This is a genomic window from Actinomadura rayongensis (assembly GCF_009831215.1).
Lineage (GTDB): Bacteria > Actinomycetota > Actinomycetes > Streptosporangiales > Streptosporangiaceae > Spirillospora > Spirillospora rayongensis.
In genome coordinates this window covers 304,948-318,006 of sequence record NZ_WUTW01000003.1, presented here as the reverse complement: position 1 = coordinate 318,006, position 13,059 = coordinate 304,948, and the positions used below count along the sequence as shown (strand labels likewise).

7 protein-coding genes are annotated in these 13,059 nt (G+C 76.0%); 2 read left to right on the top strand and 5 right to left on the bottom strand.

Features of this window, described 5'->3' with window-relative positions:
* The first annotated feature begins 388 nt into the window (after positions 1-388).
* On the top strand, positions 389-1,462 hold the full coding sequence (locus tag GQ466_RS18305; protein WP_161104178.1) for a phosphotransferase family protein: 1,074 nt from the start codon (positions 389-391) through the stop codon (positions 1,460-1,462).
* A gap of 29 nt (positions 1,463-1,491) precedes the next feature.
* On the opposite strand, the gene GQ466_RS18300 is transcribed toward GQ466_RS18305, so the two are convergent.
* Entirely contained in the window at positions 1,492-2,952 is a 1,461-nt protein-coding gene (locus tag GQ466_RS18300; protein ID WP_161104177.1) for a hypothetical protein, read from the bottom strand.
* Positions 2,953-3,185: 233 nt separating this feature from the next.
* A complete protein-coding gene (locus GQ466_RS18295; protein ID WP_161104176.1) occupies positions 3,186-5,660 on the bottom strand; it encodes a substrate-binding domain-containing protein in 2,475 nt (824 codons plus the stop codon).
* Between the two features lie 179 nt (positions 5,661-5,839).
* Between GQ466_RS18295 and GQ466_RS18290 the strand changes: the two genes are divergently transcribed.
* Complete coding sequence (locus GQ466_RS18290) at positions 5,840-6,658, top strand: TrmH family RNA methyltransferase (protein WP_161104175.1); 819 nt, start codon at positions 5,840-5,842, stop codon at positions 6,656-6,658.
* Here GQ466_RS18290 and GQ466_RS18285 read toward each other — a convergent pair.
* The 3 genes from GQ466_RS18285 to GQ466_RS18275 form a co-directional block, all read right to left on the bottom strand.
* The gene (locus tag GQ466_RS18285; RefSeq protein WP_161104174.1) at positions 6,645-7,517 is read right to left on the bottom strand and encodes a hypothetical protein; all 873 of its coding nucleotides are present in this window, start codon (positions 7,515-7,517) and stop codon (positions 6,645-6,647) included. The two genes, GQ466_RS18290 and GQ466_RS18285, sit on opposite strands and share 14 nt — an antisense overlap.
* Before the next feature lie 154 nt (positions 7,518-7,671).
* Positions 7,672-8,046 carry a hypothetical protein gene (locus GQ466_RS18280; protein ID WP_161104173.1) on the bottom strand — a complete coding sequence of 125 codons (375 nt, stop codon included), beginning with the start codon at positions 8,044-8,046 and terminating at the stop codon, positions 7,672-7,674.
* Positions 8,047-8,074: 28 nt separating this feature from the next.
* Entirely contained in the window at positions 8,075-12,820 is a 4,746-nt protein-coding gene (locus GQ466_RS18275) for an SseB family protein (protein WP_161104172.1), read from the bottom strand.
* Positions 12,821-13,059 lie beyond the last annotated feature (239 nt).

Genomic DNA, 13,059 nt, shown 5'->3' with positions numbered 1-13,059 from the left:
TCCGCCGTCGTCGCCCGCCGGCGACCGGCCGGCCTCCGGTAGCCATGCGTCTGCCACCGTGTGTCCTCCCCAATCGGGCGTCATGCCCCGAATTGGTCTCGTTATCCTGTGTTAGCCCAGTTGTGCATGGATGTCCACCCTGAAGGTGTCCCGGGGTGACCTGGGGTGATCCGTGCCGTCGCGGGGTCGTACCCCGCCGGTCGCGCGGATCCACCTGGCGCCGGGACGATCTGGCTCACCGTGGCGGATCGTGACCGCGTCGTCGCAGGTGGGCGACCTGGCGTGCGGGCCGGACCGGGCGGCCGGATGTGGCCGCCGCGCGCCGCCGGGACGCCCGGGGCGCACCCGCCGCCCCGAAGTCGACCGAGCCGCGTTCTAATAGGTCGTCATGAAGGACGAACGCACCGTGCCCGGCATCGACGTCCCGCGCCTGTCCGCCTGGCTGGCCGGCGCGCTGCCCGGCTCCGGACCCGTCACCGCCGTCGAGCTCATCGCGGGCGGCCGGTCCAACCTCACCTACCGGGTCGCGCTCGGCGACGGGCGCGCGGTCGTGCTGCGCCGGCCGCCGCTCGGGCACGTCCTGCCGACCGCGCACGACATGGCCCGCGAGTACCGCGTGATGGCGGCGCTCGGCGCGGCGTCCGGGGTGCCGGTGCCGACGATGGTCGCCTTTTGCGACGACCCGGGCGTCATCGGCGCGACGTTCTACGTCATGGACTTCGTCGACGGGCTCGTCCTGCGCACCGAGGCCGACGCCGCCGGGCTCGCCCCGGCGCGGGCCCGCGCGCTCGGCGACCGGCTCGCGGACGCGCTCGCCGAGATCCACGGCGTCGACCCGGAGCGGGCGGGGCTCGCGGACTTCGGCCGTCCCGCCGGGTACCTGGAGCGGCAGCTCCGCCGCTGGGGGCAGCAGTGGGAGCGGTCGCGCGACGCCGTCCGCGCCGCCGGGGCCGACCGCGACCTGCCCGCGTTCGACCGGCTCGTGGCGCGGCTCGGCGAGCGGCTGCCGCCCGACGCGCCCGGACGGCTCGTGCACGGCGACTTCCGCCTCGACAACGCCCTCGTCCGGCTCGACCCCGAACCCGCCGTTGCGGCCGTCGTGGACTGGGAGATGTCGACGCTCGGCGACCCGCTGGCCGACCTCGGGCTGACGCTCGTCTACTGGACCGAGGCCGGGGACGCCGAGCGGCTGCCCGTCGGCGCGACCGTCACCGCCGCGCCCGGCTTCCCGACCCGGCGCGAGTTCGCCGCGCGGTACGCCGCCGCCACTGGCGCTGACCTGTCCGGGCTGGACTACTACGTCGCGTTCGCGTGCTTCAAGCTGGCGGCGATCCTGGAGGGGATCCACGCGCGGTTCCTGCAGAACGCCACGGTCGGCGCCGGGTTCGACCAGGTCGGCGCGGCCGTCCCGCTGCTGTTGGACCGTGCCCATCGCGTCCTGGACTCGGGTTCCGCCTGGTGAGCGCGGAACGCTGAGCCGACGCGGCGGGATCACTTCTGACCGGCCTCCGGTTGGTCACAGGTGACGGCGACGGAGCTGCCGCCGGGGAGGAAGGTGACGGCGCCGGGCTGGCACTCGCCCGTCCGGATCACGGTGACGAGCCCGTTCCCTCGGCCGGACGCCCGGCTGAGGCTGAGACCCGGTGAGTGGGTCGCCGTCCAGGTCAGGAAGCCCGGCGCGGTCACCGTGACGGCGCACGATGGGGCCGCGCTCAGGTTGCACGACCCGCTGACGGCGACCGTGCCGGTCGTGGGCCTGCTGCGCGTCGGCGTGGGCTTCGGGCGCTTGGTGCGGGTGGGCTTCGGGGTGGGCTTGCGGGTCGTCGGGGTCGCGGACGGCGTCGGAGCGCTGGTCGTCGGCGTCGGCGCGGACGTCGTGGGCTCGGGCGACGGGCTGTCGAGCGGCGACTCCGACGGGTCGGCGGCCGGCGTGGACGACGACGCCGTGCCGAGCCCCGCCGCCGGACCCCCCGACCCCGGCATCAGCATGTAGCCGCCCGTCACCACGAGGATGACGGCCGCGGCGGCGGCGAGCGCGGGCCAGAGCCGGGGCGGGGTACGGCTCCGGCGCGGCTCGTCCGCCTCCGCCCGCGCGGCCGGCGGGAGCGGCAGGCCGTCCGGACCGAACGGCCCGGCCCGCCGGGCGGCCTCCGCCACGGTCGCGGGATCGGCGGCGGCGTCGGTGATCACGCCGGGCAGGTCGCCCGGCATGAGCGCGACCGGGAGCGCCTGGAGCAGCCGCGCGGCCGACACCGAACGGCCCCGGTGCGCGGCGCAGACCCGGCAGTCCTCCAGGTGGGCGACCAGCGCGCGGGCCGACGCGGGGTCGACCGGCCAGCCGCCCCGTTCGGCGAGCGCGGCGGCCTCCCGGCAGCCGTGCCCCCGGGAGCGGGCGATGAGCGCGGCGGCGACGGCCTCGTCCAGCCCGGCGCGCGCGGCGGCGGCGAGCCGGGCGGCCTCGCCCGCGTCCAGCCCGAGCACGACGCCGATCTCGGGGGTGTCCAGGTCGTGGCGCAGCAGCAGGTCGAGGGCTTCGCGGTCGCGGCCCCGCAGCGCGGCGAGGGCGCTGTGCGCGAGCCTGCGGCCCTCCAGCAGGCGGGCGTGCTCGGCCTCGTCCAGGAACGCGTCCTCGGCCTCGGGGGCCTCGATCCGCTCGTCCGGACGGTCCGGATCGCGCAGCCGCAGCAGGCACTCGTGCCGGACGAGCGCGTACAGCCAGGCGCGCACCCGTCCGCCGCCCCCGGCCAGGTCGCCGTGCGCGGACGCGGCCAGCAGCGCGTTGTACAGCGCCCAGGAGGCTTCGTCGCGGTCGCGGAGCAGCGCGTGCGCGTAGTCGTAGAGGCGGGCGCCGTACCGGTCGGCGAGCAGGCCCGGCGCCGACGCGTCGCCGGCGGCGAGCGCGCGGGCGAGACGCTCGTCGGCGGCGCGGTCAAGGGTGGGCCAAGCGGACACGGGGTCCTCCCGGAGCGGAGTCGGAGGTGCGGGTGCCGGAGCCGAGAAGGGTGGGCGCTCCGGGCACCGCGGCCCCGGACGATTCACAGGGCGTGGAGTAGGGAGGCCCGACGGCCCCGCTCCCCGTCGGGCCTCCGTATAAGAGACGGCCCGCCCCGGCGCCCGGTTGACAGGTTCGCAGCGAAATTTCGGAGATTTCCTCCGGGGGCCGGGACGAGCCCGGCCCCCGGCGGTCATTCGTTGATCCGGCGGGCCAGCAGCTTCAGGACGATCTTCTGGATGTCCTGCGGGGTGTTGGCGAGCTGGACCGTCCCGTTGGTGATCCGGCCGATCTCCCGGAGCGACGCCTCGTCGACGTCCTTCCCGTAGCCGATCATGTTCACCTGGATCGGCTTGTTCGGGTCGCGCATCGCCTTGAGCTGCGCGACCGCCTCCTGGAGCGTCGGGCCGTCGGGGTCGTCGTTCTGGCCGTCGGTGAACAGCAGGATCGTGTTGACGAACTCCGGCTTGTACGTCCGGTTCATCTCCTTGTACGCGGCGAGGATGGACGCGTACAGGGCCGTGTCGCCGTTCGGCTTGGGACGGATCTGGTTGAGCTGGGTGAGGACCATGTTCCGGCGCGTCGTGGAGCCGATGCGGTCGCCGAGCCCGCCGATCGGGACGAGTTCGCGGTAGTCGCGGTTGCCCACGAGATGCGTCGAGAACGACCAGACGCCGAGTTCGGTGTCGTTGGGCAGCATGCTGAGCCCGCCCTGCTCGACGCGCGCGAGCGCCTGGAGCCGGTTCATCCCGCCGCCCACGGGCTCGGCCATCGAGCCGGACACGTCGGTGAGCGTCAGGAGCCGGATCCCGAGCGACAGCTTCGACCACGCCTGCATCGTCTGCGCGACGTCGGCGGGCTTGGGCGCCGGGAGCTGCCGCGGACGGGCCGGGGTCACGCCGTACTTCTGGGAGAACGCCGTCGGAGCCTTGCCGTCGGGCGAGCGGAAGCCCAGCTCACGGACGTCTGTGCGGGTCGCGTCGGTGTTCATCGCCTGTTCGAGCAGGCCCGCCGCGCGCTTCTTGGCGTCGTCGCCGGTCGTGACGGTGAACGGGTAGTCCAGCGACAGCGTGCCCTCGACCGGGTACAGCGCGACGGCCGGTTCCGCCGGGCTCGTCCGGTTGTAGCTCCACAGCGCCTGCTCGGACGAGATGCTGATCGGCTGCCGGCCGCTGCGTCCCGGGCGGAACTGCCTGAACGTGTCGGCGGGCTTGGCGACGGTCGCCTCGCGGACCGTCCGGACGATCCCGGTGAAGATCGAGTCCCGGTTCGGGTCGTTGGTCAGCAGCTCGCCGGTGAGGACCAGGCCGCCGAGGCCGACGGCGTTGACCGTCGGGTCCGGGACGACCATCCGCACCGCGCCCGCCGGGATCATCTGGTTCTTGGTGACGCCGCCGCCCGCGACGCCGCCCGCCGCCTTCAGCAGGTTGTCCCAGGACGGCGTCGCGGTGACGCCCTCCTTCTGGAGCTGCCCGGCGAGGGTCTGCGGCAGGCCGACGACGATCGGGCTCGACGCGACGGACGTCCGGCTCACCGTGATCTTGTGCCGGGCCTTGTCGGTGCTGGTCTGGACGAGGGACGTCCACAGCGTCGAGTCGGGGATCCACACGTCCGGCTGGCGGGCCGTGTCGGACGGGACGCCCTGCCCGGACAGCACGGTCGCCACCGACGACGGGTCCTCGGCGCCGACGGACGCCTGGACGCACTTGCCGTCCACCTTGCGGCCCTGGTCGTTGAACCGGTCGACGGCCTTGCGGACGGCCGGCGCGATGTCGGGGGCGGCCGAGACGCGCAGCCGCAGCGCGCCGTCGCCGCCGCAGCCGCCCGTCCCGAGGAACGCGTAGACGCCGACGCCGAGCAGCACCGCGAGGCCGATCGCGCCCGCCAGCGGGCCGATCAGCACGCCGCGGCGCTTCCTGCGGGGCCGCCCGTACTCGCCGGAGCCGCCCGGCCCGCCCGGCCCGCCGGAGTCGCCGCCCGACCGGCCGCCGAAGAACCCGCCCTGGCGCTCGCCCGAGCCCGACATGGTGTCGTAGCCGCGGTACCCCGCGCTGGACGCGCCCGGCAGCGTGTACCCGCCGATCTCGCCACTTCCGCTCGACGGCCGCTCATATCCGCCCGTCCCGGACGACGGCAGCTCGAACCCACCGCTTCCGGTGGACGGCCGCTCATACCCGCCCGAGGACCGGCCGTACCCGCCCGTTCCGCCTGCGGGCCGCTCGAACCCGCCCGTCCCGGACGGCGGCAGCTCGAACCCGCCCGTGCCGCCGGTGGGCCGCTCGAAGCCGCCGGTCCCGCCCGGCGGCAACTGGAACCCGCCCGTGGCGCTCGTCGGGCGCTCGTATCCGCCGGTTCCGGACGGCGGCTGCTCGAACCCGCCGCTCGCCGTGGACGGGCGCTCGTACGCCCCCGAGCCGTACCCGTACGTCCCGTAGGGCCCGGACGAGGGCGGAGGCGGCGTCGTGCCCCGGGATCCGCTGTCGGACGTCCCGCCGAGGGCGGACCACTCGCCGGACTCGCCGGGCGTCACCCGCGGGCTCTGGCTGTCGCGCGGCGCGAACCAGTCGGACGACCCGTCGTTCGCCGGCCCGAAGACCGGACGGGACGGGTCGTGCTCACCGCCCTCCGCCCCCTCATCAGGGAAGTCGTTGCGATGACGTCCGCTCACGGCAGCCTCGATTCACCAGAAACACGTTCATGTTCCCCGGCACTGTAGTAGTCCGCCATGGAGGTTACAAAGAGCCGCAAAATGGTGATCTCGCAGGTCATCCCGTTGGTACGGTCCCGGCGGCGGTCACGCCGCGTGCCCGGACGAACCCCCGGCGGCGCGGGGCCAGAATGGGGAGCATGGCCCGTCTCGTCCCCGTCGCCGACCCCGCCGACCCGCGTCTCGCCGACTACACGCGGCTGCGCGACGTCAACCTCCGCAAGAGCCTGGAGGCCGAGCACGGCCTGTTCATCGCCGAGGGCGAGAAGGTCATCCGGCGCGCCCTCGCCACCGGGCACCCGGCCCGCTCGTTCCTCATGGCCGACCGCTGGGTGGAGCCGCTCGCCGACGCGCTGGACGCCGCCGACGCGCCCGTCTACGTCGCCGCCGACGCCGTGGTGGAGGCGGTGGCGGGCTTCCCGGTCCACCGGGGCGCGCTGGCGTCGCTGCGGCGGCTGCCGCTGCCGGACGTCGCGTCGGTCGTGGCCGAAGCGCGGCGCCTGCTCGTCCTGGAGGACCTGGTCGACCACGCCAACGTCGGCGCGATCTTCCGGTGCGCCGCCGCGCTCGGCGTGGACGCCGTCGTGCTGTCCCGGCGCTGCGCCGACCCGCTCTACCGGCGTGCGGTGAAGGTGTCGATGGGCGCGGTGTTCGCCGTGCCGTACGCGCGCATGGCGCACCGGCGGGACGGCCTGGACACCCTGCGCAAAGCCGGGTTCACGCTGCTCGCCCTCACCCCGGACGCGTCCGCCGTGCCGCTGACCGCCGCCCCGTCCGGCGAGCGGGTCGCGCTGCTGCTCGGCTCCGAGGGCGACGGGCTGACATCCCACTGGCTGGCCGAGGCGGACGCGCCCGTCCGCATCCCGATGGACGCGGGCGCGCTCGCGAGCGGCGTCGACTCCCTCAACGTCGTGGCCGCCGCCGCGATCGCCTGCTACGCGCTCGTCAGCGGGACCTGACCCGCCGGCGGACGGTCCGGCGGCCGAGCCGCGCCTGCGTCAGGACGAGCAGCGTCGCGACGAACAGCGCCGCGAGCCACGCCGCCTGCACGCCCGCGACGCGCTCGAACTCCGCGTTCCGCGCCACGACCGCGCTGTTGCTGCGGAGCCTGTTCTGCGGGAGCGCGGACGTCCGCTCCTGCGCGACCGCCGGGGCCTGCACCGACGGCAGCGGCACGCTCGTCGTGACGGTCGGCGGCGCGACGGTGTGCGCGGGCGGCAGCGGCGGGGGCGGGGCGGCCTGCGGCACCGGACGCGGCGCCGGGGCCGCCTTCTTTTTCTTCTTCTTCGGCGGGGCCGTCGTCTTCGTCGGCAGCGGCGTGGACTTCACCGGCACCGCGAACGTGACGGTCGCGGCGGCGGATCCGGCGTCGGCGTTCTCGGCCGTCACCGTGACCGACAGGGTGACGGCCGTGGTCGCCGCCAGGTCGTCCGGGACGCCGACGGTCGCGAGCACGGTGTCCCGTCCGCCCGCCGCGAGCGTCCCGAGCGTGCAGCCGGGCGCCGTGAACGGGGCCGGGCACTCGCCGCCGACGACGGCCTTCTTCGGGCTTGCCGCGATCCGCGTGACGCGCACGCCGGTCGCCGCCGCCTTCTGGGCGTGCACCCGGACGGTCACCGGCACCGTCTCGCCCGGCTTGGCCTTCGCCTTGCCGGGCGTCGCGCTCACCAGCAGCTCGGCGCGTGGCGGCGTCGTCGTCGGGCTCGGATCCGGCGTGGGACTGTCCGACCCCGAGGGATCGGGGGCGGGGGTCGCGGCGACGACCGTCGCCAGTCCCACGCCGAGCAGGATCCGATGACCCGTCGAACGGGAGAGCACGCCCCCGCACCTCCGTCGCGTTCGCCCCATGTACGCCTGGTTCGTCCCCTACCCAGGGCGCCATTGCTCACTCATGAAGAATTTTTGACGCGCCGGTAACGATCCGGTGCGCACTTCATGCCAGCACGAGCGGGGCGTCATCGCAAGCCGGACGTCAGACGGACTCCTCCCGCACGTCCTCCACCTCGTCGCGCGGCGCCCAGCTCTGCCACACGCCCTGGTCCACGCGGTCGAGGCCGAGCCGCTCGGCGACGGGCGCGCGCCCGCCCGCGTACTCCACCCGCAGCCAGCCCTCGTGCTCCCCGACGATCACGAACGGCTCGCCCCGCCACCTGCACGTCGTCCGGACGTACCGCAGCGCCTCGACCTCGAAGGCCGGGACGGTCCGGCGGTACCGGCCGGGGCGCAGCTCCTCGAAACCGTCGGTCGGTTCCGGGGCGTACAGGCGGATCTCGCCGTCCGCGCCGGGCGCCGCCTCGAAGTCCCGGCCCAGCCAACGGGCCAGATAACCGTCGCGGATGGGTGCCATGATGCCCTCCGTCCAGTAAGGCCGTCCGTCAACGTCGATCACCGTCGGGTTCACCCGCCTCGGGCCGCAGCCACGCCAGCCGGTCCGGGTCGTACATCGCGACGAACCGCTCCGAGCGGTCCGCTCCGACCAGGTACATCTCCGCGCCGTGCGGGAGCCGGACGCTGTCCACCTTGTACTCGCGGATCGACCCCGCGCTGCCCGGCGCGAAGCCCGACCCCTGGAACGGCGGCGCCTCCACGACCCAGCCCGCGTCGCCCCACGCGGCCAGTTCCTCGTCCGTCCGGCCGCCGAACGGCACCCGGTACAGGTCCGAGCAGTACGCGGGCCAGCGGATCACGTAGACGCTCTCGTCGGTCGCCGAGAACGGCGAGTCCGCGTAGAGCAGGCCGAGCGTCTCGTAGAGCTGCGCCGGGGTCTGCAGCTCGGCGACGTCCGAGGTCGGGTGGACGAACCCGCCGACCCGGTCGTAGCCCTGCTCCAGATACCAGCCGACATGGCCGTGCGGGACGACCTTCTGCATGATCGCCGGCGTCGGGAGCGGTTCGCCGTCCGGCTCGGGCTCCGGCTCGCGGCGCGGTTCGGGCCGCGGCGCCGGTTCGGGCTCGGCCACCGCCGGTTCCGGACGCGGCCGGACGAGGCCCACCCGCGCCGCCCACTCGCTCAGCGACCGGACCTGGCCGCCCTCCAGCGACGCGCCGATCCGCGTGCCCGGGTTGAGCAGCATCGCCCAGTCGTCGCGCGGCCACACCGCGATCAGCTCGCGGAAGTCCGCGTACACGAACCGCGACTCCGGCAGCACCTCGCGCAGCCGCACCATCGAGGTGAACACGCGGACCGAGGACGGGTCGCGCAGCGCCGCGTCCCACCGGAACTCGCGCTGGACGGGCGTGACCTCCAGCGGCGCGTCTTCCGGAATCGGTACCAGGACGTTCGCGGCCAGCAGGACGCGCAGGAACGCGTCGGAGTCGCCCGCGCGGACGGCCTCGTACAGTTCCTGGTCGATGCGGTTGCCGGGCTCGAACTCCGGCTCGTCGGTGCGCGGCAGGGGCTGCGGCTCGGGGTCGGGGGCCGCCTCGGGCGGCGCGGCGCCGAACGTCCGGACCCGCTCGGCCGGGAGCGCGGCGTCGATCGGCGTGCCGGGGTTGAGGACGAGCGTCCACCCGTCGTCCGGCCACGCCGCCGCCATCTCCTGGAAGCTCGGCATGACGAACCTCGAACTGCCGATCGCCTCGTTCATCCAGCGCAGCGACGTGAACACCTGGATCGCCGTGCGGCCGTGGACGGGCACCGGACGCCACGGGAACTCCGGATCGTCCGGCGCGATGCCCCACAGCGTCTGCGGCTCGGCCGGGACGAGCACCTGCGCGCCCGCCAGGATCGCGAAGAACCCGTCGGCGTCACCGCGTCCGGCCGCCTCGAACAGCCGCTCCTCGACCTCGTTCTGCGGCTCGAACGACTCGCCGAGCCGCCGCGCCGCGCGCTGGTCCGCCCAGGTCGCGAGGCCGGGAAGCTGCTCGGCGTGGACCGTCCCGCCCGCCGGGGACCCCGCGTTCACCGCGAGCGGCCACTCCTTGTCCGGCCAGTAGCGCAGGACGGTCGTGAACGGCAGCGTCAGGTACTCGGCGTTCGTCCCCGCCCGCCGCGCCTCCTCGACCAGCCGCTCCGGCGAGGTGAACACCGGGACGGTCGTGACGCCGTCGACCTCGCGCGTCCGCCACGGGAACCCCGGACGGCCAGGCCGCAGCGTGTAGTCCATGTCGTCGGGGACGGGCAGCAGCACCTCCGCCCCGGCGAGCGTCTGCAGGAACAGGTCGTGGTCGTCGGTGGACGCGGCGCGCAGCAGTTCGCGCTCGACGTCGTTGGCGGGCTCGAACGGCGCGCGGGCCCTGTCGCGGGGGAGCGCGCGGTGCTGGTCGCGCAGATCCTCCCAGCCGGACTCGTCGTCCACCGGCGGAAGATCGACTTGCGTCTCCGTGGGGGACGGCTCCGTCCTGACGTCCGCCTCCCCGGCCTTGCGCCCGCCGCGCGCCTTGACGACCGGATACGGGTCCCGCGTGGTGGCGGACGGGTCGTCGTCCTCGTCCGCCGCGAACTCCACGCCGCGCTCCGCGTCACCCGCGGCCACGAACGACGGCTGCGGACCGTCCGGCCCCGTCCCGCGCCCCGACCGCTCCTCACCCAGCTCACCGCCAGGCGGTTCGGCGCCAGGCTCGCCCGGCCCGCCCTCGCGACCCGGCGCAAGCCCCGGCCGCTCGGCACCGAACTCGCCGACGCCGCCCGCACCGTCCGTCCGCTCGCTCTCACGCTCACCGGCGCCATGCGCGCCGACACGACCGGCACCCTGCTCGCCGCCCGGCGTGAAGCCCGGCAGCTCGGTACCGAACTCGCCGCCCGGCGCGGAACCCGGCCGTTCGGTGTCGCGCTCACCGCCCGGCGTAAAGCCCGGCCGCTCGGTGCCGTGCTCACCACCTGGCGTGAAGCCCAGGCGCTCGGTGTCGCGCTCGTCGCCTGGCGTGAAGCCCGGGCGCTCGGTTCCGTGCTCACCGCCCGGCAGTTCGATGCCGAACTCGCTGCCCGGTGCGGAGCCTGGCCGTTCGGTTCCGGGCTCGCCGCCCGGCGTGAAGCCCAGGCGTTCGGTGTCGTGCTCGTCGCCTGGCGTGAAGCCTGGGCGCTCGGTTCCGTGGTCGCTGCCCGGGGCGAAGCCCGGGCGCTCGCTCAAGCGCGGTTCGCCGCCCGGCACAGACGTCGGGTGTTCGCCCACGCCGAGTTCGCCGGAAGACGGCGCCTCCGCGCCGGGCTCGCCGACGGGCGTGCGGGACGGCCGCTCCACGCCGTGCTCGCCGGACGACCCGGGCGGAGCGAAGGACGGCGGTTCCGCCCCCGCCTCGCCGGGCGCGGGCGCGGCGGGTCCGGCAGCACCGTGCGCCGCGAACGGCGGCAGGCCCGTGTCCTGGTCACCCGCGTCGCCGGGCGCGTACGGCGGTCGCCCGTCGTCGGCCCCGCGCGGCGCGTCGGCGCCGGGGCGCAGAAAGGACGAGCGGTCCGCGTCGTCGGCGGGCACGCCGGACTCGGCGAACGGACGGTCACCGGGCGGCGGCACCTCCACCCCGTTGACGCGGCCACCCGAGGACGGGTCGAAGGGCGGCACGCCGCGCTCGGGCGACGCATAAGCGTCCCCGGCCTCGCCGGGAAGGGGCGGCACCGGATGACCGGGCCGGTCCGCGTCCGGCTCGGGCCGGGAGAACGGCGGCAGGCCCGCGCCGGGCTCGGCGGGCGGCGCTCCGTGCAGACCCTGCTCGCCCCCCAGGCCGGGCGGCAGGCCCGGCGTCGCGTCGGACGACGCACCCGGCGCACCGCCGGGCACCGAGCCGGGCGACGTACCGGGCACCGAGCTGGGCGGGATACCGGGCGGGGTGCCGGGGGCCGAGCCGGGCGGGGTACCGGGCGGAGTGCCGGGGGCCGCGCCCGGGATGGCGCCGGGCGGCGTGCCGTGCGCATCGCCGGGCGTCCCGGGCAGCCCGTCCAGCGTCGCGTCGGAGGGCGCACCGCCGGGCACCGCACCCGGGACGACGTCGGACGGCGTGCCGTGAGCACCGCCGGGCGCGCTGGGCGGCCCCCCCGGCGTCGTGCCAGGGGGTGCGCCGTGCGCATCGCCGGGCAGCCCACCCGGCGTCGTGCCGGGGGGCGCGCTGTGGGCCGCGCCGGGTGCTACGCCCGGGATGGCGCCGGGTGGGGTGCTGTGCGCGTCGCCCGGCGTCGCGGGCGGCCTGTCCAGCGTTGCGTCGGCGGGCGCGCCGTAAGTGCCGCTCGGCGCTGTGCCGCGTGGCGGCACGTTGGATGTCGCGCCGGGCATCCCGGGCTGTACTTCCGGTGTCGCGCCGGGCGGGCGGCCCGGCGCTTCTGGCGGTCCGTCCGTTGGGGCGCCGGGGATGTTCGGCGGTGCGCTGGACGTCGCTCCGGGGGCGCCGTGGGCGGCGCCGGGAGTGCCGGGCGGGACGTTGGGGGCCGCGCCGGGCGGGATGCCGGGGGCGTTGGACGTCGCGCCGGGCGTGTCGGGGGACGGACGGGTGAAGGAGTCCGCGTCGAGCGTCCCGTCGTCCACCGAGGGACGGCCGGGCGTCCACGGCGCGGGCGCGGCGTACGGCAGGCCGGCCGGGTCGGGTTCGGCGGGCGGGCCGTCCGGGGCGACGGCCGCGTGGTGCGCGCCCTGCGGGGCGGGCTCGGCGGGGGCGTCCGGCGGCGCGACGGGCACGGGCGCGTCCGGCGCGCGGTGCGCCCCCCGGGGCAGCGGCACCGGCGGCTCTAGGACGTCGGGACGTCCGGCCTGCGGCGGCAGCGCGTCCCCGTCGAGGATCTGCCGCACGAACCAGCCGGGCAGTCGGCCTTCGAGCGGCAGCGGCGCGGCACCGGACGGCACGGCGTCCACCGCGAGCCACCAGCGCAGCTCCGGCCAGCTCTGCGCGACGTCGGCGAACGACACCGTCAGGAAGTGCCGGACGCCCGGGCCGAGGCACGCCAGCATCGCCGCCGCCGAGGTGAACGCCAGCACATGGACGCGTCCGTCGTCCTCCCGCGTCGGCCACGGCGGCTGCACCCGGTTGGCGAGGACGTCCTCGACCAGGTCCGGGGCGACCGGGAGCAGCAGTTCCGCCTCCGCGAGCATCCGGAAGTACGCCTCCCGGTCGCCCGCGCGGACCGCCTCCACCAGCCGCCGCTCCAGCTCTGACGTGGGCCGCCAGACGTCGGCCACGGTCGCCACCCCCTGTTTCATCCCGCGCCGCCTTCGTCCCGCCGCGAGGTCCCGCGACGGGCTCCGCGACGAGTTACGGACCTGCCTACGCTACATGGGCGAACACGGCCAAAGCTCCCCGTGTCGGCCGGTCCCGCGGTGGAACTCCGGCGGCCCCCGCCGCCCCGTCCGCGCGAACGTGCGCGCCGCCCCGCACGCGCCGGGACGGGCCTGCGGCGCCGCCCGAACCCCCCAGCCAGGGCCGACGCCGTCTCCGTGTT

Bases quoted from the DNA above. Each gene is read 5' to 3' on its own strand.
- GQ466_RS18280 (WP_161104173.1), bottom strand. From the start codon at position 8,046: ATGGCACCCATCCGCGACGGTTATCTGGCCCGTTGGCTGGGCCGGGAC.
- GQ466_RS18305 (WP_161104178.1), top strand. From the start codon at position 389: ATGAAGGACGAACGCACCGTGCCCGGCATCGACGTCCCGCGCCTGTCC.
- GQ466_RS18275 (WP_161104172.1), bottom strand. From the start codon at position 12,820: ATGAAACAGGGGGTGGCGACCGTGGCCGACGTCTGGCGGCCCACGTCA.
- GQ466_RS18290 (WP_161104175.1), top strand. From the start codon at position 5,840: ATGGCCCGTCTCGTCCCCGTCGCCGACCCCGCCGACCCGCGTCTCGCC.